The sequence below is a fragment of the Mesorhizobium sp. M0052 genome, from assembly GCF_040323255.1.
Taxonomy (GTDB): Bacteria; Pseudomonadota; Alphaproteobacteria; order Rhizobiales; family Rhizobiaceae; genus Mesorhizobium.
On the sequence record NZ_JAMYUS010000010.1, the window covers coordinates 98,306 to 122,192 of the forward strand.

Below are 23,887 nucleotides of genomic sequence, written 5' to 3' on the forward strand. Positions count from 1 at the left end.
CAGCCCTTTCGCCGAAGCGACGATCAAGCCGGCTTCATGCCTGCGGTCAGCGCAGGGCCTTTGCGGCATCGCCTTCCGCAGAGGCGGCCTGGACCGCATCGCCGGTCAGCTTGACCTTGAGATTCTCGGTCATGAACTGGGTGCCGGCGGCAACGACGACATCCCCCGGCTTGAGCCCGTCGGCGACGCTGACGCCGTCGGCGGTGAACTCCGCAACCTTGACCAGGCGCTCGTGCACCGTCTCGCCGGCGCGGTCGACGGTCCAGACAATCTTGCGACCATCCTTTTCCGCAAGCGCGCTGAGCGGGATCGACACCATCTCCTGCTTCTTGGCCACCGAGGCCTCGATGTTGGCGGTCATGCCGAGCAGCACGCGCGGGTCGTCGGGCAGCGAGACGCGGACGGCAAAGGTGCGCGACTGCTGGTCGGCGCTGCCGGCGACTTCACGCACTTTGCCGGAGAGCGCCAGCGCGTCATCGGACCAGAAGCTGGCCTTGACGTCCTTTCCCGGCTTGAAGGCGGCGATGTCCATTTCGGGAACCGCGATCAGCACTTCCTTTTCGCCGTCGACGGCAACGGTCATCACAGGCGTTCCGGCGCCGACCACCTGGCCGACATCGGCCGAGACCGCCGTGACGATGCCGTTCTCGCTCGCCTTGAGATCGGTGTAGACGACCTGGTTCTGCGCCTGGGCAAGGGTAGAGCGGGCGGCATCGCGCGTCGCTACCGCCTGGTTGTAGCTCAGCGTCGCCTGTTCGAGCTGCGACTTGGAGGTGAAGTTCTTGGCAAAAAGCTGTTCGGCGCGCTTGCGGGACAGATCGACCGTCTCGACCTGCCGCTCGGCGGCGTCGAGGCTGGCCTTGGCGCTCTTGACCGACAACTCATAGTCCGTGGGATCGATACGGGCTAGCACATCGCCTGTCGTCACATGCTGGCCGATGTCGACCAGACGCTCAGTGACCTTGCCCGAGATGCGAAAGCCGAGGTTCATTTCGGTACGGGCTCGCACCGAGCCGGAATAGGTGAGTTCGCGACTCTTTTCGGCCTGGCCGATCTCGACCACCTTGACCGGACGGATGATGTCCTGGACCTCGGTCTTCTCCTGGCTGCAGGCGGCGAGCCCGAGCGTGGCGACGATCAGGCCGGCGACCGGCAGCTTGCGGATGATGGAACTGGACAAAGACACTTTCGTACTCCCGACTGGAGATGAACGGTCGACACCGGCGCCCGGCGGGCGGCGGCTATTACTTCAGAGCCTTGATCGCGTAATCGATGAGATCGTCGGGCATCGCCCGATTGGTCTTGGCAAGGCACTGCGCCACCATTTGCGGGTGGCACAGAATGACGGTGGCTGCGCCGAAGCAGCGCGATGCGATGACCGGATCCTGGTCGGCAAACTCGCCGGCCTCGATGCCCTCGCGGATGACCTCGGCAAACAGGTCGTGAATGCTGTCGATATGCTTGTCGATGACGCCCCAGTCGCGCTCGAGCGCGACGATGACCATTTCGTGGACCTTCTGGTCGTCGAGCATGACTTCCAGCGTCATCTTGTACTGCGCATGCACGTAGCGGCGCAGCCGCTCCTCGGCGCTGATCGGCAACCGGGAAATCTCGTAGGCCATGTTGTAGCTGGCGAGGAGCATGCGGCCGCAGACGGCCTGGTGGATTTCGACCTTGGAGGCGAAGAAACGGTAGATATTGGCCGGCGACATGCCGAGTTCGCGGGCGATGTCGGCGACATTGGTCTTGCCGTAACCATAGTGCCGGAACAGGCGTTCGGCACAGTCGAGAATGCGGGTGACATTCTCCTGGCGGGTGGAGTCGGCCATTATGCTGGCGGCTTCGGACATGGCTCTCTGTCGATTTATGAGTGACGAATTTCAACTTTCGTCAGTCGTAAATCGAAAAGAGGGAAGTGTCAATGCGAATTCGACGTACGCGTATAATTTGGTGACAGAGGGTGTGCGCGAACTCGACCTTGCGCGTGCCGTTGCGCTCTGGAACTAAGATCCCTTCGCCATTTCCCGCAGCTGAAACTTCTGGATCTTCCCCGTCGATGTCTTCGGGATCTCGGCAAAAATCACCGCCTTCGGCACCTTGAAGCGGGCGAGCAGCGCGCGGCAGTGTTCGATGATCTCGGCCTCGCTTGCCACCTTGCCGGGCTTCAGCTCGACATAGGCGACCGGCACCTCGCCCCATTTGTCGTCTGCCTTGGCGACGACGCCGCAGGACGCCACGGACGGGTGTTTGTAGAGGGCTTCCTCGACCTCGATCGATGAAATGTTCTCGCCGCCGGAGATGATGATGTCCTTGGAGCGGTCCTTGAGCTGGATGTAGCCGTCGGGATGCATGACGCCGAGGTCGCCGGAGTGGAACCAGCCGCCGGCGAAAGCCTCGTCGGTCGCCTTCCTGTTCTTCAGATAGCCCTTCATGACGATGTTGCCGCGGAACATGACCTCGCCGATGGTCTCGCCGTCGGCCGGCGTCTTCTGCATCGTCTCCGCGTCCATCACCGTCAGGCCTTCGAGTGCGGCATAGCGCACGCCCTGCCTTGCCTTCTTCTGCGCCTTCGATCCCTTGTCTAGATCGTCCCAGGCGCCGTGCCATTCGTTGACGACCGCCGGGCCATAGGTCTCGGTCAGCCCGTAGAGATGGGTGACGGCAAAGCCGGCATCGGCCATGCCCGACAGCACCGCTTCCGGCGGAGGTGCTGCCGCCGTATTGAAGGTCACCGTCTGGGGGAACGTCCGCTTGTCCTCGTCCCTGGCGTTGATCAGCACCGACATGACGACCGGCGCACCGCACAGATGCGTCACGCCGTGGTCGGCGATGGCATCGTAGATCGGCTTCGGCCGCACCCAGCGCAGGCAGACATGGGTGCCGGCCTGGACCGCCATCGTCCACGGAAAGCACCAGCCATTGCAGTGGAACATTGGCAGCGTCCACAGATAGACGGCGTGCTTGGCCATGCCGGCATGGATGGTGTTGGTGTAAGCCATCAGGGCAGCGCCGCGATGGTGGTAGACGACGCCCTTCGGGTTGCCTGTCGTGCCTGAGGTGTAGTTGAGTGAGATGGCGTCCCATTCGTCGTCGGGCATCGACCAGGCGTAGCCCTCGTCACCGCCGGCGACGAACCCCTCATAGTCGATCGCGCCGATGCGCTCGCCCTTGAGATAGGGTGCATCGCTGGCATAGTCGGGATCGTCATAGTCGATGACCAGCGGCTTCACCTTGGCCAGTGCCAGTGCCTGTTTGACGACAGCGGAAAATTCGCGGTCGACGACGAGCACCTTGGTCTCGGCATGGTCGAACTGGAACGCGATGACGGCGGCATCGAGCCTTGTGTTGAGCGAATGCAGCACCGCTTTGGTCATCGGCACGCCGAAATGCGCCTCCAGCATCGGCGGCGTGTTCGACAGCATCACCGTGACGGTATCGCCCTTGCCGATGCCGCGCTTCGACAACGCCGAGGCGAGCTTCAGCGAGCGCTGCCAGAAGGTGCGATAGGTGATGCGCTGGCTGCCATGGATGATGGCGACATGATCGGGATAGGTGCTTGCCGCCCGCTCCAGATAGGTGAGCGGCGTCAGCGGCTGGTGGTTGGCGGCGTTCTTGCCGAGATCCTGCTCGTAGTGACTGCCCATCCCGTGCTCCCCGAATTTTCATTGTTGAGAACTTCTAACCCCAGGTTCCCGCCACGTCACCATCGGCGATTCCCGACCGGGCACATTTGGCGCAATGATCGTCCAGATTCGATGGCCAAAGAGGTATCGTGTACCCACGCCAATTTGACTTTTGTCGAGAGCCGTGAATAATGTCAGCCGAGGAGACGGCATGGCGATCCGACCGGCAGAACAGCTTATCCACAAGGCCGCATGGCTCTATTATGCCCATGGCCTGCGCCAGGACCAGGTCGCCAGCCAGCTTAACATCTCCCGCGCCTCGGTCGCCATGTATTTGCGCAAGGCGCGCGAGACCGGCATCGTCAACATCTCGACCTCGACGCAACTGTTCACCGACGACATGCTGGCGCGCCAGCTCGAGGACGCGCTCAAGCTTGATGCGGTGTGGATCGCGCCGGAGAATGCCTATGTCGTCGACCCTTCGACGGACGTTGCGGTGCTGGCGGCGAGTGTCTTTCTCGAACTGGTCAAGAAGGGCGACCGTATCGGCGTCGCCTGGGGCCGCACCGTCTACACCATCGCCGACGTCATGTCCTATGCCGACCTCCAGGACGTCACCGTTGTGCAGCTCTGCGGCAATCTCGGCGCGCCCTACTCCTACCGTCCCGACCAGTGCACGATGGAGATCGCCCGGCGGCTCAACGCCAAGGGCCTCAATTTCTACGCGCCGCTGGTGCTGACGACGGAATTGCTGGCGCATGGGCTGCGCGCCGAACCGGTGATCCGCGAACAACTGGCCGATATTGCAAACTGCGATCTGGCGCTCTATTCGGTCGGCACGGTCGATGGCGACAGCCATGTCGTCAAATGCGGCGCGCTCAGCCCCGGCGAGATGGGGCTGTTGCGAGAAGCGGGCGCCGCCGGAGTCGTTGCCGGCCAGATCATCGATGCCACCGGCAAGGCGCTCGACTGCAGCTACAACCGCCGCGTCATCTCGGCCTCGCTGTCGTCACTGCGCCAGATCGAAAAGCGGCTGATGGTGGTCCAGGAAGACAGCAAGTTCGAACCGCTGCTCGCAGCACTCGCCGGCGGACTCTGCACGCATCTGGTCGTCGGCGCCGGCATGGCGCGGCGGCTGCTCGAATATGCCGGAGCCAGCGCGGGGGCAAAAAAGGCTTCCTGACAAAACGAAATCCTTGCAGCGGCGCATTGTCATCAAGGCGTCGCGGCACTCCTGTTCACAGCAACATCAAAGACAGCAAAGCGGACATAGCGACATGAAGAACCTTTGGAATGACGACGACGCGGAAAGACTGGTGGGCGATTATGCGAAAAAGGGCGTGGCCCGCGACCTCGCGTTGCGCGTCTACACCACCCGGCTGCTCGGCGGCGAGCCGCGGCTGGTGCTGCATGGCGGCGGCAACACTTCCTGCAAGACCAAGGCCATAGACCTCGTCGGCGACGAATGGGACGTGCTGTGCGTCAAGGGCAGCGGCTGGGACATGGGTGTGATCGAGCCGCAAGGCCTGCCGGCGGTCAAGCTCGGCGCGCTGCTGAAGGCGCGTGCGCTGGCCAGCCTCGCCGACGAGGACATGGTGGCGCTGCAGCGGGCGAACCTCATCGACCCCGCCTCCCCCAATCCGTCGGTCGAGACGCTGCTGCACGCCTTCCTGCCGCATAAATTCGTCGACCACACGCATTCGACCGCGATCCTCGCCATCGTCGACCAGGCGGACAGCAAGCCGCTGATCAAGACCATGTTCGGCGACAAGATGGGATACGTGCCCTATATCAAGCCCGGCTTCGACCTCGCCAAGGTGGCCGCCGATGTCTACGACGCCGACCCCAGCGTCGAAGGCCTGATCCTCGACAAGCATGGCATCTTCACCTTCGGCGACGATGCCAGGCAGGCTTACGACCGGATGATCCACTATGTGAACGTGGCCGAGGACTATGTCGCCAAGCACGGCAAGCCGCAGCCGGCCAAGGTCACGCTGCCGGCAAAGCTGGCGACGCCCGCGGCAATCGCGCCCATGCTGCGCGGCGCGGTGGCGGTATCGCGTGGCGAAGGCCGCTTCGATCGCATGATCAGCGACTTCCGCACCTCGGATGCCATTGTCGATTTCATCAATTCGGCCGGCATCGCCGACTATGCCGCACGCGGTGTGTCGACGCCGGACCTGTCGATCCGCATCAAGACCGGGCCGATGGCAGTTCCGGCGCCAGACGCCGACAAGGCCGGCGACTACAAGGCCGTCATCAAGAGCCATGTCGAGGCCTTCGCCAGCGACTATCGCGCGTATTTCGAAACCAACGACGCGCTGGACGACGTCGAGCGCACCATGCTCGACCCGATGCCGCGGCTGACGCTGGTGCCGGGCCTCGGCATGTTCGGCCATGGCCGCACGCTGAAGGATGCGAAGATCGCATCTGATGTCGGCGAGATGTGGATCGAGGCGGTGCGCGGCGCCGAGGCCGTCGGCAGCTTCCATCCTCTATCGAAGGCCGACCTCTTCCCGCTGGAGTACTGGTCGCTTGAGCAGGCCAAGCTCGCCTCCAACAAGCCGAAGCCGCTGACCGGCCAGGTGGTGCTGATCACTGGCGGCGCCGGCGCGATCGGTGCTGCGACGGCAAAACTGTTCGCCGCCAATGGCGCGCATGCCGTCGTCGTCGATCTCGATGCGGCCAGGGCGGCCGAGGCGGCAAAGGCAGCCGGCAACAATTCGATCAGCGTCGGCGCCGACATCACCAACCCGGCCGAGCTGCGCGCCGCCTTCGACAAAGCTGTCGCTGTCTATGGCGGCGTCGACATTCTGGTCTCCAACGCCGGTGGCGCCTGGGAAGGCCGCATCGGCGAGCTCGACGATGCCCTGCTGCGCAAGAGTTTCGAGCTCAACTTCTTCGCCCATCAGTCGGCGGCGCAGAACGCGGTGCGCATCATGCTGGAACAGGGCACCGGCGGTGTGTTGTTGTTCAACACCTCCAAGCAGGCGGTCAACCCGGGTCCGAAATTCGGCGCCTATGGTGTGCCGAAGGCGGCGACGCTGTTCCTGTCCCGGCAATATGCGCTCGACTACGGCGCGCACGGCATCCGCTCCAATGCGGTCAACGCCGACCGCATCCGCTCCGGCCTGTTGACCGACGCCATGATCGCCAGCCGTTCCGGCGCGCGCGGCGTGTCGGAGAAGGAATACATGTCGGGCAATCTGCTCGGACAGGAGGTGACGGCAGAAGACGTGGCGCAGGCCTTCCTGCACCAAGCATTGGCCGAACGCACCACCGCCGATGTGACGACCGTGGATGGCGGCAATATCGCGGCGGCGCTGCGCTGAAGATAGAGCTGGAGCGGTTCATCGTTTCACCAAAACGGCGAACCGCTCCCCCTCCCGGTCTTGCGGAAAGCCGCTTTCGCACGTCGTGCTGAAAAACTGCTTGAGCCGGTCAAAATCCCACTCCAATCCTTTGCTTATTGCTCAACAGTTTAAGGGGCATCTCGTGTTTCGCATGCGAGCTCCAACCCTGATCCTTGGTGGAGTTGTCTATGGCAGCGAAAAGACTTCGTATCGGCGTGCTCCTCGGCGGGCGCTCCGCGGAGCATGAGGTTTCGCTGCTTTCGGCGACCAATGTCATGGCCGCGCTGGATCCGGCAAAATACGACGCCGTTCTGATCTTCGTCACCCGCGAGGGGCAATGGCAGCTGAGCCACTTCAAGGACGGCGCGCTGGCGACACCGTCTGATGGGACGCAGCTTTGCCTGGCGCCGGGCGGGCATGGGCGGATGCTGGCGATTCCCGCCAAGGGTGCGCCGCACGACCTGCCTGCCATCGAATATGGTGTTCCGGTACCGCACGCCTGCATGGCGAGGACGGCGCGGTGGCTGGTGCGAGTCGGGCGGTCATGATGCAGGGGCAGATTCCTAACAGATATTGTTAGATCTTGTGATGCGCATTTTCGAAAGACTGGAGCTGGCGGCGCAGCACCCCAAGATGGGCAGCGCACGGCCCGAGTTAAGCGCAACGGCCCGCGTGCTCGTCGAAGGCCGTTATATCATCATCTACGAGCCGCAGCCCGATGGTGTCTGTGGCGATTGTCCACGGGATGCGCGATCCAGACCATTGGTTGTAGGCCGGCAGGCTTACGATCAATATGAAAAGAGCGGCCCATGCCGCCCTTCGCATCTATCAGACGACCAATCCTACTTCGCGTTCGGGTTCGGCATCCAGGCCGGCATGGCGACATCGGCATGGGCGAATTGCGGCAGCTTGGCCGACAGGTCCTCCATGTTCTTGATGTCCTTGTCGATCAGGTCCTTCTGGGTGATCAGCGTCGGCGGCACGATGACGTTGTGGCCGGGATCTTCACCGGCGAGCAGCTGCGCCAGCGCGCGCACCGAGACCTGGCCGACGACGGCAGGGTTGGTGGCGGCGGTGGCGGCCCAGGCGCTGTCGGTCTCGCGCATGGCCGCGATGTCCGAGGTAGAGATGTCGGCGGAGTAGATCTTGATCTTCTTGTTCAGCCCCGCCTCGTCGACGGCGATCTTCACACCCTTGGCGAACTCGTCATAGGGCGCGAACATCACATTGATGTCGGGATGCGCCTGCAGCACCGACCGCGCCTGGTTGGCGACCGAGTTGGCGATCGGGTTGTCGAGCGTGCCGAACATCGCGACTTCCTTGATGCCGGCATGTTTCTTCTTCACGTCGACCCAGGTCTCGTTGCGGCGGTCGAGCGGCGCGATGCCAGCGACATAGACATAGCCGGCGTTCCAGCTCTCGCCATTGTCCTTGACCGCCTGCTCGAGCGCCAGGCGCGCAAGGTCCTTGTCGGACTGTTCGATCTGCGGGATCTTGGGGTTTTCGACATTGACGTCGAAGGCGACGACCTTGATGCCGGCATCGACCGCGCGCTGGGCGGCGTCCTTCATCGATTCCGTCAGCCCGTGCTGGATGATGATGCCCTGCACGCCGAGTGCGATGGCCTGGTCGACCATGTCGGATTGAAGGGCGGCGTCCTGGCGGCTGTCGAGCACGCGCAGATCGATGCCGAGCGCCTTGGACTGGGACTCGACGCCCGAGAGATAGGCCTGGAAGAAATCGCCGGTCGAGAGATAGCGCACCAGCGCGATCTTGACGCCGGGCTTGTCGAACGGCGCCGGCTTGTCGGCGGCAAAGGCCGGGACCTGCATCAGCATTGTTGCGCCGGCCAATCCGAGCGCGACCTTCCCCAAAAGTCGTCTTGTGATGTTCACGTTCTTTCCTCCGTTTGTTGAACCCAAAACTGTCCCGGCAGCCATTCTATCTCCTGCCCCGGCCGGAAAGGGCGAAGGTAAAGACAAGGGCGACGACGAGAACCACGCCCTTGACGAAATCCTGCGTGTAGTAAGGCGCGTTCATCATCGTCAGGCCTTGCAGCAGGATGCCGACGAACAGCGCGCCGATGGCGGTGCCGAAGGCGTTCGGCTTGGCGGCGCCGAGCACCGCGTAGCCGATCAGCGCCGCGGCAACCGCATCGAGCAGCAGATTATTACCCGACGCGATGTCACCGCGTCCAAGCCGTGCGGCCAGCAAAATCCCGCCGATCGAGGCAAAAACTCCTGAAATGACGTAGGCCCAGATTTTGTATGCCTTGACAGGCGCGCCGGCGAGTTCGGCGGCCCGTTCATTGCTGCCCACCGCATACATCATGCGGCCGAAGCGTGTGTATTCGAGGAAGAACCAGATCAGCACGGCGAGCACGATCAGCACGACCACGGAGACCGGAATGAGGTTCGGGATGAAGAAGTCGAAGCGGTGGCGGCCGAGCGCCAGGAAGGCGTCGGAGAATTTGCCGTTGGCGACCGAGCCGTCCGGCATTGTCATACCGGTGGCGATGGAGCGTCCTTCAGTCGGGATGCGCTGGAGGCCGACGAGCAGGAACATCATGCCGAGCGTCGCCAGCAGATCGGGCACGCGCATATAGACGATCAGCCAGCCATTGATGAGGCCGACAAGGGCGCCGATGAGCAGGCAGATGAGGACAGCGACGACAACGTTCTGCTCCAGCACCACCATGACATAGGCAGCCGCCATCATGGCCGATGTGGCAACCGAGCCGATCGAGAGATCGAAGCCGCCGACAACCAGTGTGGCGGTGACGCCCAGCGCCAGCACGCCGGTGATGGCGACCGACTGGAAAATGAAGACGGCACTTTGCGGCGAGACGAACCCGTCGGCGGCGATGGCGAAATACGCGATCAGCCCGAACAGAAGCACGATGAACCCGTAGCGGATAGCGTAATCGCGCAGCGTCATTCAGCGCCCGCCGTCAATACCCAACTCAAACCCGTGCACTCCATTCCAACCCTCAGTTCTTCAATCATCGTGGCTCAGGCCGCACTGTGCAACGGCCCGCCCGCGACTTCGGCCAGCAGACGGTCGAGATCGACATCGGCGTTGCGGTGTTCGCCGACGATGGTCTGCTCGGACATCACCAATATGCGATCGGCCGTCTCCAGTGCCTCGTCGAGTTCGGTGACGAACAGCAGCGTGGCGCGGCCATTGGCGCTGGCCCTCAGCTTGGCGGCGATGTCGCGCCTGGCGGAGATATCGACGCCCTGGAACGGTTCGTCGAGAATGAACAATCGGGCGTCCTGCGCCATCCAGCGGGCCACCATCACCTTCTGCTGGTTGCCGCCCGACAGAGTGGTCATGTCGTCCTTCTCCGAGCGGCAGACGATGCCGAGATCCTCGATCTGCCGGCGGGCAATAGTGCGTTCAAGGCCGCGTTTGAGAACTGAAAAGCGCGACATGCGCTTGTGGAAGGGCAGGCTGATGTTTTCCTGGATGTTGAAGCCGCCGACGATGCCGTTTTCGCCACGGTCCTTGGCGACCAGAAACACGCCGGCGGCGATGGCTTCGCCCGTCGACCCAGGCGCATAGGGCTTGCCATATAAAGTCATCGTACCGGACAGCGGCTTGCGCAGGCCGAACAGCGTCTCGGCGAGCGCTGTCTTGCCGACGCCGACGAGGCCGGTAATGGCAACGACCTCGCCGTCGCCGAGAGTCAGCGAGAATGGCCGGGCACCAGGGGCGATGCGGAAGGCATCGACGGTCAGGATCGGCTCGGCAGAACTCCTGGCTTCGATGCGGTCAAGATGGATCTTGCGGCCGAGCATGGCGTTAACGGCGCCCTCATAGTCGAGAGGCTTGCTATCGAAGACGCCTGAGATGACGCCATCGCGCATCGAGACGATGCGGTCGGCCAGCCGCCTGATATCCGACATGCGATGCGAGATGTAGAGGATGGCGACGCCCTGCTCGCGCAAGCGGTCGAGCAGCGCAAACAACCGGTCGGCCTCGGCGCTGGACAGCGACGAGGTCGGCTCGTCGAGGATCAGCACTTTCGGCTGGTGCGCCATGGCGCGCGCGATGGCCACCATCTGGCGATCGGCCAGCGACAGGTCGCTGATGCGGGCCTTGAGGTCGATGGCGAGCCCCATGCGGTCGGCCACCGCTTTGGCTTCGCGGCGCACCCGGCCGGGGTTGAACAGCAGCGGCGCGCCCTTGCCGGTCAACCGGTCGAGCGTCAGATTGGTGGCGACATCGAGATCGGCGACGACGCCGTCATTGATGTTTTGGTGCACGGTAACGACACCGGCGCGGATCGCCTCTGCCGGCGTGTTCGGCGCAAAGTTGCCGCCAGCGAGGTGCATGATGCCGCCTTCATGGTCGTAGACGCCGCTGATGATCTTGACGAGGGTGGACTTGCCGGCGCCGTTGGCGCCCATCAGCACGGTGATCTCACCGGCATGCAGTTCGAGCGAGACGCCGCCAAGCACCTCGATATGGCCGAAGGATTTCCTCAGCCCGTCCACGCGGAACACGGCATCATTGCCCATTCGTTCCTCCCTGAAGATGACGCTATGGGCTACGTCATCAATTGTCAACTCGATTGACAATTGCCAGTCAGCTTCCTAGCTTGGCCTCACCGCCATCGCTCCACTATGATTGGAGCGAGCAAGCGGGAGGGTGAGGAATGACTGCGAAATTGCCGTTTGAAGCACTGTCGGTGGAGACGCTTGCAACGCGCCTCGGTACGAACGAAGCGCTGTGCGCCAAAATCGGCAAGGGCCCTTGGAAGGTGCGCGAGGTCGGCGACGGCAATCTGAACCTCGTCTTCATTGTCGAAGGCGGCTCGGGTGCGGCCGTGGTCAAGCAGGCCCTGCCCTATGTTCGCCTCGTCGGCGACAGCTGGCCGTTGCCGCTCAAACGCTCCTTCTTCGAGTATCACGCGCTGACGCGGCAAGAGGCGCGCGCGCCGGGCTCGGTGCCGGCGATCCTCCATTTTGACGAAGCCCAGGCGCTGATCATCATGGAATATCTGGCGCCGCCGCACATCATCCTGCGCCGTGCCCTGATCGACGGCCGCGAGTTGCCAAATATCGCCCGCGACATCGGCCTGTTCATGGCCCGCACTTTGTTCCGCGGCTCTGATCTCTCCATGCCCACCAAGGACCGCAAGGCCGACCTGGCGCTGTTTGCCGACAATGTCGAGCTCTGCGGCATCACCGAAGACCTGGTGTTTTCCGACCCATATTTCGATGCCAAGCTGAACCGGCACACCTCGCCGCAGCTCGACGGCCTGGTTGCCGAACTGCGCGCCGACCGCGACCTCAAGGTCGAAGCGCAGCGGCTGAAGCATATCTTCGCCGCCAACGCCGAGACGCTGCTGCATGGCGACCTGCATTCGGGCTCGATCATGGTCACCGACACCGAGACGCGGATGATCGATCCGGAGTTCGCCTTCTACGGTCCGATGGCCTTCGATGTAGGCATGCTGCTCGCCAATTTCTGGATGTCCTACTTCTCGCAGCGCGGCCATGAACAGAAGGGCAAGCGTGACGCCATGCGTGCCTATCTGCTCGGGGTGACCAACGACACCTGGACGGTGTTCCGCGCCGAGTTCTCGCATCTATGGCGCACCGAGCGCACCGGCATGCTTTACCAGAAGAGCCTGTTCGAGGATCAGGGCGACATTCTCGCCTCGGAGCAGGCGCTCGACCATGTGCTGCACCAGATCTGGACCGACCTCTTGGGCTTTGCCGGCATCGAGGTGCACCGGCGCATCCTCGGCCTCGCCCACAATGCCGATTTCGAGACCATCGAGGACGAGGATCTGCGAGCCTCCTGCGAGGCCAAGGCGCTGAAATTCGGCCGTCACATCGCCGTCAACCGGCGCCAGATTCACGGCATGGACGAGGTCAATAATCTGGCCGCTTTGATCGAACGGGAGAGCAGGATTTGAACGTCGGCGAGCGCCACTACCGCACCATCTGGCTGAGCGACGACCAGCGTTCGGTCGAGATCATCGACCAGCGCTGGCTGCCGCACGAGTTCCGGGTCGAGACGATCGGGAGCGTTGCCGGCATCGCCACCGCGATCCGTGACATGTGGGTTCGTGGCGCGCCGCTGATTGGCGTCACCGCGGCCTACGGCGTCGCCATCCAGATGGCGGACGATCCGTCTGACGAAGCGCTCGACGCGGTCTGGGAGACGCTGCACAAGACGCGGCCGACTGCGATCAATCTACGCTGGGCGCTGGACGAGATGCGGCGGTTCCTCAGGCCGATCGTATTGGGACAGCGCGCGGAGGCGGCCTATAAGCGCGCTGCCGAAATCGCCGACGAGGATGTCGATCTCAATCGCGCCATCGGCGAGAACGGGCTTGCCATCATCAAGGAGATCGCGGCACGCAAGAAGCCGGGCGAGCCGGTCAACATCCTCACCCACTGCAACGCCGGTTGGCTGGCGACGGTCGATTACGGCACCGCCACGTCGCCGATCTATCTCGCCGTCGAGGCCGGCATTCCGGTCCATGTCTATGTCGACGAGACGCGCCCGCGCAACCAGGGCGCCCAGCTGACCGCCTGGGAGATGGCCGGCCACGGCGTGCCGCACACGCTGATCGTCGACAATGCCGGCGGCCATCTGATGCAGCGTGGCGCGGTCGACATGGTGATCGTGGGCACCGACCGCACCACGGCCAATGGCGACGTCTGCAACAAGATCGGCACCTATCTCAAGGCGCTCGCCGCCTCCGATAATGAGGTGCCCTTCTACGTCGCTCTGCCCTCGCCGACCATCGACTGGACGGTGGGTGATGGCCTGACCGAAATCCCGATCGAGGAACGCTCCGGTGACGAGGTGTCGCTGGTCTGGGGCAAGACGGCGGACGGCAAGATTGCGCAGGTGCGGGTTTCGCCCGAAGCGACGCCGGCGGCCAATCCGGCGTTCGATGTGACGCCGGCACGGCTCGTGACGGGGCTGATCACCGAGCGCGGTGTGGCCAAGGCTTCGCGCGAAGGGTTGAAGGCGATGTTCCCCGAACGCGGATAATCTCCCCCCTTGAAGGGGAGATGTCGCCAAAGGCGACAGAGGGGGTCGGTGCGTCCTGAAGCGTTGACTTTCATCTGCCGCAAGGAGGTCGCACCCAGTCGAACCGACCCCCTCTGGCCTGCCGGCCATCTCCCCTCATGGGGGGAGATTAGCGCCTCACCGGCTGGCTACCGAATTTCGGCCATGCAACAAGAATTGCGGCCTCGATGGCCGCTGACGGTTGCGGTTCTGGCGAAATCCGGCCAGAAGCATCTAGGCCGGCAACCGGCCGGCCCGCGACGTTGCGCTTGAAACCAGATACGGGAGACTATTGGGTGGCTCGCATAACACTGAGACAATTGCTCGACCACGCCGCCGAATACGGCTACGGCGTACCCGCCTTCAACATGAACAATATGGAACAGGGCCTCGCCATCATGGAGGCGGCCGAGGAGACCAAGTCGCCGGTCATCCTGCAGGCCAGCCGCGGCGCCCGCGCCTACGCCAATGACGTGGTGCTGGCCAAGCTGATCGACGCGCTGGTCGAAATCCACCCCGACATCCCGGTCTGCATGCATCTCGACCATGGCAACAACGAAGCCACCTGCGTCACCGCCATCCAGTACGGCTTCACCTCGGTGATGATGGACGGCTCGCTGAAAGAGGACGGCAAGACGCCGGCCGACTATGCCTACAATTCCGGCATCACCCGGCGCGTCGTCGACATGGCGCATTGGGGCGGCGTGTCGGTGGAAGGCGAGATCGGTGTGCTCGGTTCGCTTGAGAGCGGCGGCGGCGAGCAGGAAGACGGCCACGGCGTCGAAGGCGCCATCAGCCACGACCAGCTCTTGACCGATCCGGAACAGGCGGTCGAGTTCGTCAAGGACACCCATGTCGATGCGCTGGCTGTCGCCATGGGCACCAGCCACGGCGCCTACAAATTCTCACGCAAGCCGGACGGCGCGGTGCTGGCGATGAACGTCATCGAGGAAATCCACCGCCGCCTGCCCAACATGCATCTGGTCATGCACGGCTCGTCCTCGGTGCCCGAGGACCTGCAGGAAATCATCAATAGATATGGCGGCCAGATGAAGCCGACCTGGGGCGTGCCGGTGGAAGAGATCCAGCGCGGCATCAAGCACGGCGTGCGCAAGATCAACATCGACACCGACAACCGCATGGCGCTGACCGGCGCCATCCGCAAGGTGCTGACCGAAAACCCGAGCGAGTTCGATCCGCGCAAATACCTGACGCCGGCCATGGCCGCGATGCGCAAACTGTGCAAGGAGCGCTTCGAGCAGTTCGGCACCGCCGGCAATGCCCAGAAGATCAAGCCGCTGCCGGTAGCTGAGATGGCCAAGCGCTACAAGTCGGGCAGCCTTGATCCGAAGTTTGGGTGAAGTCCCCTGGCGCCTCTTCCTTCTCCCCTTGTGGGGAAGAAAGAAGAGCTATTGACATAAAAAAGGCCGGGCGCGAAAGCAGCCCGGCCAAAAGAAGGTCAAGAACCTTCAGAGGGGAACACCGTTCGGTGGAATGGGAGGAAACCGCCGAACGATAATTCCTATATGCGCGCATTCGCTGCGGTTGGCGACGAACGGCTTTCTAAAACAATGCGGGATGCGGAAATTTCGTTCTTGTCTTCCAAGATTTCAGCCGGCTGAGCGCCGGTTTCCAGGAGATCGGCGTAGTGCCGGCGCGCCACGTCGGGATGCGAGCGCAGGCGGCTCTTCAGCACATTGGTACCGACATTGCGAAACAGCGGATTGTCGGGATCGCTGGCCGGACCCCGCGCCTCGGCCGCCAGTTCCTCGGGCAGGTTGAGCAGCGGGATCGTGGCGTCGAGCCGGGCGCTGAAGAAGAAGGGCACCGAAATCCGCTCGACACCGGCCGGTGGCGTTACCACGCGGTGGACCGTTGCTCTCAGATACCCGTTGGAGGCCAGCTCGAGCAGTTCGCCGATGTTGATCACCAGCGTGTCGGGCAGCGGATCGACGTCGACCCAGGCACCGTCATATTCGACCTGCAGCCCCTTGCTCTCGTCCTGCAACAGAAGCGTCAGGAAACCGCCATCCTTGTGCGCGCCGACGCCTTGGTTGTCGCCGGTGGCGTCGCGGCCGGGGTAGCGCACGATCTTCATGCGATGGTTGGGCTCGGCCCGGTAGACGGGATCGAAGGCGTCCTCGGCCTGATCGAGCGACAAAGCGAAGGCCCGGAGCAGCCGGATCGCCACCGCCGTCGCCTTGGCCTGCCATGCGAGTAGCGCCGGCTTCAGCTCGGGCAGCGTGGCCGGCCACTGGTTGGGCCCTTGCAGCCGCGTCCAGGCGGGCACGCCGGGGCCTTGTTCGATGGCCGGGCGTTCGACGCCGATGTCGAGCTGTTCGCGCCAGTCGGCCTTGCCTTTGGTCAGCTCGCCGCCGGCGCGCGTATAGCCGCGGAACTGCGAGGACTTCACCATTTCGATCGCCAGTTTGTCGGCTTCCGGCAAGGCAAAGAACCGGCGCGAGGCGTCGAGCACTTCTGCGGTATCCGCAGCCGATATGCCGTGGCCGGTCAAATAGAAGAAGCCGACATCGCGCGCGGCCGTGCGCAGGTCGAAGAGAAACGTTCGCCGCTCGGAAGCGCCCTGTTCGAGACGGCCGAGATCAAGCACGGGTACGATCCTGGGCATGGTCAAGCTCCTTGTTCCGCTGTCACGGTGGCACGCAGGCCGGTCCGATCAAAGCAACGCGCAATCCAATCTCGGCGCCGATAGAGAAAGCCGGCGCTGCGTTTGGCAGCCTGCCGGCAAATAACGTTCGTGGCGCTCATCCGCGCCGGTCCAGCCTGGCGACCAGCCGGTCACCGACCCACTGGATGCCGCAAACGAGGATGATCAGCACAATGACCACGGCGACCATGACGCTGGTCTCAAAACGCTGGTAGCCGTAGCGGATGGCGAGGTCGCCAAGCCCGCCGGCACCGATGGCGCCGGCCATGGCCGAGGCGCCGATCAGGGTCACCAGCGTCACCGTGAAACCAGCAACGATGCCGGGCAAAGCTTCGGGCACCAGCACCTCACGGATGATCGTCCAGCGGTTGCCGCCCATGGCGCGCGCCGCCTCGATCAGGCCGCGATCGACCTCGCGCAGCGACACTTCGGCGATGCGGGCATAGTAGGGCGTCGCCGCAATCGACAACGGCACGATCGCCGCCCAGGTGCCGATCGAGGTGCCGACGATCAGCCGCGTCACCGGGATCAGCGCCACCAGAAGGATGATGAAAGGCACCGAGCGGAAGCCGTTGATGACGGCGCCGAGCGCGCGGTTCACCCACAGGCTTTCGGCAATGCCGCCGCGCTCGGTGGCAATCAATGCCAGGCCGAGCGGCAGCCCGAAGACGAGCGAGATGAGGCCCGATGCCGCCGTCATCAGGACCGTCTCCCAGATCGAGCGCAGCAGAAGTTCAAACAGAACCGGCGACATGGCCAAGCACCTCCACCCGTGCGTCGCGGGCCTTCAGGAATGCGATTACTTTGGACAGATGTTTCGGATCGTTGCCCGCGACCGCAAGGAACAGCGTGCCGACCGGCTGCTGCTGGACATGGTCGATGCCACCATGGACGAGGCGGAACCGTCCCGGCACGGCCACCGCAAGATCGGACAGCAGCGGACCGCGCGCGGCCTCACCTGCGACGTCGACCCTGAGGATGAGCTCGGCGCCGCCTCCGGGAGCAAGCCGGCCGGCAATCTCGGCCGGCAGTTGCGGGCGGATGCCGCCGAGCAGGCTCCTGGTGATTTCGGAACGCGGCTCGGCAAAGACCGACCACACCGGGCCTTGTTCGACGATGCGCCCGGCATCGATCACCGCGACGCGGTCGGCGATCGAGCGGATCACCTCCATCTCGTGGGTGATGAGCAGGATGGTGAGGCCGAGCTGCCGGTTGATGTCTTTCAGCAAGGCCAGGATGGAGCGCGTCGTCTCCGGATCGAGCGCTGAGGTCGCCTCGTCGGACAGCAGCAGCGCCGGCCGCGCGGCCAGCGCCCTGGCGATGCCGACGCGCTGCTTCTGGCCGCCCGACAGCGAGGACGGATAGGCCTTCGCCTTCTCCGACAGGCCGACGAGGTCGAGCAATTCGGCGGCGCGCGCCAGCCGTTCGGCCTTTGGGCGGCCCTCGATCTTCAGCGGCAGCGCGACATTGTCCTCCACGGTCTTGGCCGACAGCAGATTGAAGTGCTGGAAGATCATGCCGATGCGACGCCGCAGCGGCTGCAATTCACGCTCGCCGAGCCGGCCGATCTCGCGGCCCTCGATGAAGACGTCGCCGGAGTCCGGCCGCTCCAGCCCGTTGAGGCAGCGGATCAGCGTCGACTTGCCGGCGCCGCTGCGGCCGATGATGCCGAGGATCTCGCCCTTGCGCACCGTCAGCGAGACGCCGTCGAGCGCAGGCGTCGCGCCAAAGCGGCGCTTGAGGTCGACCAGGCGTACGACATCTTCTTGCCCGGCCGATATATTGACCGGACCGGATGCCTCGGCCGTGACGTGCTGGTTCATCTCACTGTCCGTTTCAACGCTCGACAAAATGCGACAGCGGCCCGCTCAACAGCGGGCCGCCTGCTCCTGACAACCAGGCGCCAATCAATAGGCGCTGATCCCGGTGCCCTTGTAGACCTTGTCGAACTCGGCCTTGACCGCCTCGTTCTGGTAGGACGCGACCAGCGTCTTCACCCACGCCTCGTTCTCGTTGCCGGATTTCACGGCGATGAAGTTGCGGTAGGGGTTGTCGGCCACTGGCTCCTGGGCGATGCGGTTGTCCGGGCCGAGACCGCTCTTCAGCGCCCAGTCGGTGTTGACGACAGCCGCGTCGAGATCCTCGACCGAGCGCCCGACAATGCCGGCATCCAGTTCCTTGATGACGACCTTCTTCGGGTTCTCGGCAATGTCGGCGGTGGTCGCCAGGATGCCGGTGCCGTCCTTCAGCTTGATCACGCCTTCGTTCTGCAGAACGCGCAACGCGCGGCCCTCATTCGAGGGGTCGTTGGGCAAGCCGATGACGGCGCCTTCGGGCAGGTCGGCAACCTTGGTGTATTTCTTGGAGTAGAGGCCGATCGGCCAGACGCCGGTGTAGCCGACGCGCACGATGTGGTACCCTTGGGTCTTGATCTGGTTGTCGAGATAGGGCTGGTGCTGGAAGGCGTTGGCGTCGATCTCGCCGCGCTCGAGCGCCTCGTTGGGCTGGGTGTAGTCGTTGAACACCACGGTCTCGACGGTCAGGCCTTTTTCGGCGGCCTGGGCGACGACGACGCGCCAGACATCCTCATCCTCGCCGCTGATGATGCCGACCTTGATAGACTTCTTGTCCTCGGCGAAGGACGGCGTCGGCTGAGCCAGACCGGCAAGCGTGACGGCCGAGGCAAAAAGTGCCGCAAGGGCAGCTCGCCGGCTGATGGCTGAAAAAAGAAGAGAGCTGGAAGCGTTTCCGCGTTCGGACATTGTCGATCCCTCGTAATCCTGAAGTCATTGCGGCGAGGTGGAATACCAAGCCTTGACGACATCATCGGCAATGCTGCTTGCCGGATCAAAGAACCGCATTTCTTCTCAAACACGAAGCCGGGAATATTCTCTCAAAGATTTCGCAATTGCGAGAACGGTCACGCCGGACCGGTCAGAATGTCTCGACAAAGGGCCGCAGCTCGACCTCGAAGCTCCAGGCGCTGCGATGCTGGCGATGGGTCGCGAGATAGGTCTGCGCGATCGCATCGGGCGACAGCTGGCTGTCCGGTCGCTCGGGCTTCGTCCCGACCGGCTCGATCTGGCCGTCGATAATGAAATGGGCGACATGGATGTTCTTCGGGAAGAGTTCGCGCGCCATCGACTGAGCCAGACCGCGCAGGCCGAATTTCGGCATGGCAAAGCCGGCGGAGTTGGGAAAGCCCTTGATGCTGGCGGAGGCGCCGGTGAAAAGAATCGAACCGGAGCCGCGCGCAAGCAGCCGCCGCGCCGCTTGCTGGCCGACCAGGAAGCCGCCATAGGCGCCGACAAGCAAGGCTTGTTTGACCGCATCGGGATCGACCTCGGCGATCGGGCCGCGCGTGCGGCCGCTGGCATTGAAGACGGCAAGGGCCAGCGGGCCTTGCTTGTCGGCGGCGTCAAACAGGCCGGCGACGGAGGCCGGATCGGCGACGTCGGTTTCGACGGCCAGCGCGCCGGTTTCCCCGACCAGCGCCGCGAGTTTGGCCGTGTTGCGGGCGGCCAGCACCACACGATAGCCTTCCGTGGTGAGAAGGCGTGCCAAAGAGGCGCTCAGGCCCGCACCCGCGCCGGCGATCACTGCGACTTCGGATGCCATGTCGTTTCTCCTTGGCGATGACGTGTTCGTCTCATAGCTGGCGTCTTGAGCGGCGAGACGCAAGAACGACGTTGCTCGATTTTCGCTGTTCGGTGAAAAACCCTGCCGGCAGGTTCGGAGCAATCGACCGCGGCCAGGGTCTTGCCTGGCGAGACAATCCGTCCGACAGGTGATTGCGTTGGAATCGCAAACGGTGTCGCAAGGGAGTCGACCGTGGAACCAATCTGGGCCGTCGGCCTGATGACCGGCACCGTGCTTGACGGCAATATCGACGTGGCGCTGATCAAGACCGATGGCGAGCGGATCGCCGATTTCGGCACCTATACGCTGGCCCCCTACCCCGCAGCGATCCGTGCCTTGCTGGAGGAGACGCTGCGTCAGGCCCGGGTGTGGAATTTCGACGGGCCGGAGCCGGCGATCTTTGCCGAAGCCGAGGAGGCGCTGACGCGGGCGCAGTCGGCGGCGGTGAAGGACCTTGTCGAAAGCTACGGCCTGACCATGGGCGATATCGGCGTGGTCGGTTTTCACGGCCAAACCGTGCTGCATCGTGCCCCGCAACCCGGGCGGCGCGGCGATACGCGCCAGTTGGGCGATGGCGCGCTGATGCATTCCATTTTGGGCGCCAAGGTCGCCTATGATTTCCGCTCGGACGATGTGCGCGCTGGCGGCCAGGGCGCACCACTGGCGGCTGCCTACCACGCGGCGCTTTTGAGGGAAGCCGACGCCAGCGGGGACACCGCTGTGCTCAATCTCGGCGGTGTCGGCAACGTCACTTGGTGGGACGGCAAGGACAACATCGTCGCCTTCGACACTGGCCCGGCCAACGCGCCGCTCAACGATTTCATCAAGGCAAACGGCCTCGGCGAGATGGACCGCGACGGCGCACTGGGCGCGGCCGGCACCGTCGATGAAGTGCGGCTGGCCAAATTGCTCCAGCATCCGTATCTGACCAAGCCCTATCCGAAATCGCTCGACCGTTTCGACTTCGGCGCCGCCATGGCCGACGGCCTCGGCGCAGAGGATGGGGCGGCGACGCTGACGGCCTTCACCGTCTCGGCCGTCGGCAAGGCGCTCGATTTGTTGCCGCGCCGGCCGAAGCGGCTGGCGGTCAGTGGCGGCGGCCGCCGCAACCCGACGATGATGGCGATGCTGGCGAGGCGCGCCAACGTCGAGGTTGTGCAGGCCGAGACACTGGGCTGGAAAGGCGATGCGGTGGAGGCCGAATGCTTTGCCTTCCTTGCCGTGCGCGTGCTGCGCGGCCTGCCGATCAGCTTTCCCAGCACCACCGGCGTGCCGCGGCCGATGCAAGGCGGGCGGCTGGCAGGTTAGAGCTTCTTCTGCAGGAAGATGCGGCTGCGGCCGACGGGAAAGTCAGGCAGTTCGCCGAAGCGCCGGTAGCCTTGCCGCTCATAGACTTTGGCCGCTGTCGGATTGAACGTATCAATCCAGGCGTTTTGGCAGCCGCGCTTGACCGCTTCCTCCTCGGCAGCGCCCAGCATGTCGCCGGCCATATGCCGGCCGCGCAGGCGTTCGTCGACCCACAGCCACTGCACATAGAGCCAGCCCCAGGCGGTGTATCCCGAAATGCCGGCGACGACAGCGCCGTGCTCATCACGAACGAAGACGGCGATCGGCTTGCGGCCGGAGGGGCCGACATCGCCGTCATTGAACGCCGTCAGCCGCTCGGCCAGGAAGGCGAGGTCGTCTGACGAGGGGTCGGCAGTGGTTTCAAGCGTCGTCTTCATCCGGGCGGGGCTCGCATGGCAAGCCAAGCTCTAGCGAAGGACGGGATGAGAACGCAAGCTTTACGGCTTGATGGGCAGCGGCGATCGCCATGACCCCGCTGCTGCCGCAACCAGCATCAAAACGGCGGCGACGATGGCGCAGATGGCAAAGCCGAACGATGAATAAAGCGGCCCGAAGCTGGTGGTGCCGATGAAGACGGCGAGGTAGGTGACCGAACTGTTCAGGCCCATGATGGTGCCACGGCGCGACGGATCGAGCGCGGTAAGGCGCATCACCAGCACGTTCAGGCCGAAATGATTGGCAAGGCCCCATATGGCGATCATAGCCAGGATCAGCACGAAATTGCTGCTTGCGAGCGCGATGGCGACATAGACGACGGCGACCAGCAGATAGGCGAAGGGCATGACGCGCCGCGCGCCGATGCGGTCGATGACGCCGTCGAGGAAGGCCGCGGCGCCGAAGCCGGCGCCATAGGCGAGTGCGGCCAGCGCATTGGCGCTGACGGGCTCGCCCAGATCCTGGTGCAGATGATCGCCGAGATAGCCGTAGACGCCGTAAAAAGCGGTCATGAAGGCGGTGCAGGCGATGAGCAGCGGCACGATGCCCGGAATGGCCAGCGCAACGAACGGCGACGGCGCCGGGCCGCTCTTCCTGATGTCGCTGAGCGAGGTCATCGACAAGGCAGCAAGCGCAATGGCGGAAAGCACCGCGACGGCGGCGAAGACGGCGCGCCAGTGCACGAGGTCGGCAAGCACGGCCGACAGCGACACGCCGGCCACCATGGAGACTGTCCAGCCGGTCAGCACGACGCCGATCGTGCCGCTTTCGCGGCCGGGCGGCGCAATTGCCGCTGCACTGGCATAGATGGCCGGCATGGCGACGCCGGCGGCGATGCCGGCGACGGCCTGGGCCGCGACCAGCATGATCACCGTCGGCGCCAGCGCGCTGGCGAGAAGCCCGACGGCCAGAAGAAGCAGCGCGCCCTGCAGCATGCGGCGGGCGCCGACGCCGTCGATATAGCGGGCGAGGAACAACGCGCTGGCCGAAGTGCCGAGGCCGAAGGCGGCCGACGCGGCCATCACCGCCGGCACGCTGGTGCCGAAGGATGCGGCGACTGCCGGAGCAATTGGACCCAGGACCAGCGAGTTCGAGCCGATGACGGCGATGCAGCCGGTCAGGAGGTAGGCCAGCGCCGGAATCGGCTGATGGAGCGTTGCAGCTTGATGCGCGTTCGTCATCGGGTCATAATGGCCGAACTGAATTCCGCGACAACAAGGAATTTCGATATGGACGAAGAAACAGATGAGGTTCTGCAGAACAAGGTAGCTCCCCGCGAGCTCGACGCAATCGACCGAAAAATATTAGGCGTGCTGGTCGAGGATGCGACGATCAGCTACGCCGAACTTGGCGAACGCGTCTGCCTTTCGCCGCCTGCGGCGCATGAGCGGGTCAAGCGCCTGCGGCGCAGCGGCGCCATCCGCGGCACCGCTGTGATCATCGACCCGAAGGCGGTGAAGAAGCCGCTGCTCACCTTCGTGCATATCGATACCAAGGGCTGGGGCAAGACACCGGAGCTGATGGCCGTCTCCCAATATCCTGAGGTCGAGGAAATCCATTCGGTGGCCGGCGACACCTGCATGCTTCTCAAGGTCCGCACCGAGGACACCAGGGCGCTCGAAGGCCTGCTGGCGCGTCTCTACGAAACGCCCGGCGTCACCTCGACGCGAAGCTATGTCGTGCTGTCGACCTATCTCGAGCGCCCTGTGCAGCCCGAGATCACGGCGCAATGGCCGACGCCCCGGCATATGGCCACGCCGCTGTACTGATCTGCGCTATCTTCG

At 64.0% G+C, this 23,887-nt stretch carries 20 protein-coding genes and 1 pseudogene; 8 read left to right on the plus strand and 13 right to left on the minus strand.

What is annotated here, in order from left to right:
* Positions 1 to 46 precede the first annotated feature (46 nt).
* The 3 genes from NKJ77_RS15725 to NKJ77_RS15735 form a co-directional block, all read right to left on the minus strand.
* Positions 47 to 1,186 (minus strand): efflux RND transporter periplasmic adaptor subunit, encoded by a 1,140-nt coding sequence (locus tag NKJ77_RS15725; protein WP_023692166.1) that lies wholly within the window; start codon positions 1,184 to 1,186, stop codon positions 47 to 49.
* Between the two features lie 58 nt (positions 1,187 to 1,244).
* Positions 1,245 to 1,850, minus strand: a complete 606-nt coding sequence (locus NKJ77_RS15730) for a TetR/AcrR family transcriptional regulator (protein WP_023668564.1) — start codon at positions 1,848 to 1,850, stop codon at positions 1,245 to 1,247.
* A gap of 153 nt (positions 1,851 to 2,003) precedes the next feature.
* Complete coding sequence (locus tag NKJ77_RS15735; protein WP_023830337.1) at positions 2,004 to 3,644, minus strand: acyl-CoA synthetase; 1,641 nt, start codon at positions 3,642 to 3,644, stop codon at positions 2,004 to 2,006.
* A gap of 190 nt (positions 3,645 to 3,834) precedes the next feature.
* Here NKJ77_RS15735 and NKJ77_RS15740 point away from each other — a divergent pair, with 190 nt between their 5' ends.
* From NKJ77_RS15740 to NKJ77_RS15750, 3 genes and pseudogenes are all read left to right on the plus strand, one after another.
* Positions 3,835 to 4,806, plus strand: coding sequence for a sugar-binding transcriptional regulator (locus NKJ77_RS15740; protein ID WP_023830338.1), 972 nt, complete (start codon positions 3,835 to 3,837; stop codon positions 4,804 to 4,806).
* 94 nt (positions 4,807 to 4,900) lie between these two features.
* The gene (locus NKJ77_RS15745; RefSeq protein WP_023830339.1) at positions 4,901 to 6,955 is read left to right on the plus strand and encodes a bifunctional aldolase/short-chain dehydrogenase; all 2,055 of its coding nucleotides are present in this window, start codon (positions 4,901 to 4,903) and stop codon (positions 6,953 to 6,955) included.
* A 209-nt stretch (positions 6,956 to 7,164) separates the two neighbouring features.
* Positions 7,165 to 7,511: pseudogene (locus NKJ77_RS15750) on the plus strand (D-alanine--D-alanine ligase A); the annotation flags it as partial.
* A 307-nt stretch (positions 7,512 to 7,818) separates the two neighbouring features.
* Here the strand turns inward: NKJ77_RS15750 and NKJ77_RS15755 are convergent.
* The 3 genes from NKJ77_RS15755 to NKJ77_RS15765 form a co-directional block, all read right to left on the minus strand.
* Complete coding sequence (locus NKJ77_RS15755; protein WP_023692173.1) at positions 7,819 to 8,871, minus strand: substrate-binding domain-containing protein; 1,053 nt, start codon at positions 8,869 to 8,871, stop codon at positions 7,819 to 7,821.
* A gap of 46 nt (positions 8,872 to 8,917) precedes the next feature.
* Positions 8,918 to 9,913: an ABC transporter permease gene (locus tag NKJ77_RS15760; RefSeq protein WP_023668572.1), complete on the minus strand. Its 996-nt coding sequence runs from the start codon at positions 9,911 to 9,913 to the stop codon at positions 8,918 to 8,920.
* A gap of 74 nt (positions 9,914 to 9,987) precedes the next feature.
* Complete coding sequence (locus NKJ77_RS15765; protein ID WP_023709946.1) at positions 9,988 to 11,499, minus strand: sugar ABC transporter ATP-binding protein; 1,512 nt, start codon at positions 11,497 to 11,499, stop codon at positions 9,988 to 9,990.
* 137 nt (positions 11,500 to 11,636) lie between these two features.
* Between NKJ77_RS15765 and mtnK the strand changes: the two genes are divergently transcribed.
* The 3 genes from mtnK (at position 11,637) to fba (ending at position 15,375) form a co-directional block, all read left to right on the plus strand.
* Positions 11,637 to 12,905, plus strand: a complete 1,269-nt coding sequence (mtnK, locus tag NKJ77_RS15770) for an S-methyl-5-thioribose kinase (RefSeq protein ID WP_023668574.1) — start codon at positions 11,637 to 11,639, stop codon at positions 12,903 to 12,905.
* Positions 12,902 to 13,996, plus strand: a complete 1,095-nt coding sequence (gene mtnA / locus NKJ77_RS15775; protein ID WP_023668575.1) for an S-methyl-5-thioribose-1-phosphate isomerase — start codon at positions 12,902 to 12,904, stop codon at positions 13,994 to 13,996. Before mtnK ends, mtnA begins: the two co-directional genes overlap by 4 nt.
* Before the next feature lie 314 nt (positions 13,997 to 14,310).
* Positions 14,311 to 15,375 carry a class II fructose-bisphosphate aldolase gene (fba, locus tag NKJ77_RS15780; protein ID WP_023687044.1) on the plus strand — a complete coding sequence of 355 codons (1,065 nt, stop codon included), beginning with the start codon at positions 14,311 to 14,313 and terminating at the stop codon, positions 15,373 to 15,375.
* Between the two features lie 161 nt (positions 15,376 to 15,536).
* On the opposite strand, the gene NKJ77_RS15785 is transcribed toward fba, so the two are convergent.
* From NKJ77_RS15785 to NKJ77_RS15805, 5 genes are all read right to left on the minus strand, one after another.
* Entirely contained in the window at positions 15,537 to 16,643 is a 1,107-nt protein-coding gene (locus NKJ77_RS15785; RefSeq protein WP_023687043.1) for an isopenicillin N synthase family dioxygenase, read from the minus strand.
* A gap of 136 nt (positions 16,644 to 16,779) precedes the next feature.
* On the minus strand, positions 16,780 to 17,436 hold the full coding sequence (locus NKJ77_RS15790) for a methionine ABC transporter permease (RefSeq protein ID WP_023668578.1): 657 nt from the start codon (positions 17,434 to 17,436) through the stop codon (positions 16,780 to 16,782).
* Positions 17,417 to 18,505, minus strand: a complete 1,089-nt coding sequence (locus tag NKJ77_RS15795; RefSeq protein ID WP_023687042.1) for a methionine ABC transporter ATP-binding protein — start codon at positions 18,503 to 18,505, stop codon at positions 17,417 to 17,419. Before NKJ77_RS15795 ends, NKJ77_RS15790 begins: the two co-directional genes overlap by 20 nt.
* An 84-nt stretch (positions 18,506 to 18,589) precedes the next feature.
* Positions 18,590 to 19,444: a MetQ/NlpA family lipoprotein gene (locus NKJ77_RS15800; RefSeq protein WP_023668580.1), complete on the minus strand. Its 855-nt coding sequence runs from the start codon at positions 19,442 to 19,444 to the stop codon at positions 18,590 to 18,592.
* A 172-nt stretch (positions 19,445 to 19,616) separates the two neighbouring features.
* Positions 19,617 to 20,300: an SDR family NAD(P)-dependent oxidoreductase gene (locus tag NKJ77_RS15805; protein ID WP_023668581.1), complete on the minus strand. Its 684-nt coding sequence runs from the start codon at positions 20,298 to 20,300 to the stop codon at positions 19,617 to 19,619.
* A gap of 213 nt (positions 20,301 to 20,513) precedes the next feature.
* Here NKJ77_RS15805 and NKJ77_RS15810 point away from each other — a divergent pair, with 213 nt between their 5' ends.
* Positions 20,514 to 21,629 carry an anhydro-N-acetylmuramic acid kinase gene (locus tag NKJ77_RS15810; RefSeq protein ID WP_023709949.1) on the plus strand — a complete coding sequence of 372 codons (1,116 nt, stop codon included), beginning with the start codon at positions 20,514 to 20,516 and terminating at the stop codon, positions 21,627 to 21,629.
* Here NKJ77_RS15810 and NKJ77_RS15815 read toward each other — a convergent pair.
* Together NKJ77_RS15815 and NKJ77_RS15820 are read right to left on the minus strand one after the other, a co-directional pair.
* The gene (locus NKJ77_RS15815; protein WP_023684459.1) at positions 21,626 to 22,045 is read right to left on the minus strand and encodes a GNAT family N-acetyltransferase; all 420 of its coding nucleotides are present in this window, start codon (positions 22,043 to 22,045) and stop codon (positions 21,626 to 21,628) included. The two genes, NKJ77_RS15810 and NKJ77_RS15815, sit on opposite strands and share 4 nt — an antisense overlap.
* Positions 22,046 to 22,105: 60 nt before the next feature.
* Positions 22,106 to 23,284: an MFS transporter gene (locus NKJ77_RS15820; protein ID WP_352535427.1), complete on the minus strand. Its 1,179-nt coding sequence runs from the start codon at positions 23,282 to 23,284 to the stop codon at positions 22,106 to 22,108.
* Positions 23,285 to 23,332: 48 nt separating this feature from the next.
* On the opposite strand from NKJ77_RS15820, the gene NKJ77_RS15825 reads away from it, so the two are divergent.
* A complete protein-coding gene (locus tag NKJ77_RS15825; protein WP_352535428.1) occupies positions 23,333 to 23,872 on the plus strand; it encodes an Lrp/AsnC family transcriptional regulator in 540 nt (179 codons plus the stop codon).
* The last annotated feature ends 15 nt before the right edge of the window (positions 23,873 to 23,887 follow it).

Coding starts and splice junctions, on each gene's coding strand:
- NKJ77_RS15760 (WP_023668572.1), bottom strand. CDS start 9,913: ATGACGCTGCGCGATTACGCTATCCGCTACGGGTTCATCGTGCTTCTG.
- NKJ77_RS15745 (WP_023830339.1), top strand. CDS start 4,901: ATGAAGAACCTTTGGAATGACGACGACGCGGAAAGACTGGTGGGCGAT.
- NKJ77_RS15820 (WP_352535427.1), bottom strand. CDS start 23,284: ATGACGAACGCGCATCAAGCTGCAACGCTCCATCAGCCGATTCCGGCG.
- NKJ77_RS15790 (WP_023668578.1), bottom strand. CDS start 17,436: ATGTCGCCGGTTCTGTTTGAACTTCTGCTGCGCTCGATCTGGGAGACG.
- NKJ77_RS15765 (WP_023709946.1), bottom strand. CDS start 11,499: ATGGGCAATGATGCCGTGTTCCGCGTGGACGGGCTGAGGAAATCCTTC.
- NKJ77_RS15740 (WP_023830338.1), top strand. CDS start 3,835: ATGGCGATCCGACCGGCAGAACAGCTTATCCACAAGGCCGCATGGCTC.
- NKJ77_RS15825 (WP_352535428.1), top strand. CDS start 23,333: ATGGACGAAGAAACAGATGAGGTTCTGCAGAACAAGGTAGCTCCCCGC.
- NKJ77_RS15805 (WP_023668581.1), bottom strand. CDS start 20,300: ATGGCATCCGAAGTCGCAGTGATCGCCGGCGCGGGTGCGGGCCTGAGC.
- NKJ77_RS15730 (WP_023668564.1), bottom strand. CDS start 1,850: ATGTCCGAAGCCGCCAGCATAATGGCCGACTCCACCCGCCAGGAGAAT.
- NKJ77_RS15735 (WP_023830337.1), bottom strand. CDS start 3,644: ATGGGCAGTCACTACGAGCAGGATCTCGGCAAGAACGCCGCCAACCAC.
- NKJ77_RS15785 (WP_023687043.1), bottom strand. CDS start 16,643: ATGCCCAGGATCGTACCCGTGCTTGATCTCGGCCGTCTCGAACAGGGC.
- NKJ77_RS15800 (WP_023668580.1), bottom strand. CDS start 19,444: ATGTCCGAACGCGGAAACGCTTCCAGCTCTCTTCTTTTTTCAGCCATC.
- NKJ77_RS15795 (WP_023687042.1), bottom strand. CDS start 18,505: ATGAACCAGCACGTCACGGCCGAGGCATCCGGTCCGGTCAATATATCG.
- mtnK (WP_023668574.1), top strand. CDS start 11,637: ATGACTGCGAAATTGCCGTTTGAAGCACTGTCGGTGGAGACGCTTGCA.
- NKJ77_RS15815 (WP_023684459.1), bottom strand. CDS start 22,045: ATGAAGACGACGCTTGAAACCACTGCCGACCCCTCGTCAGACGACCTC.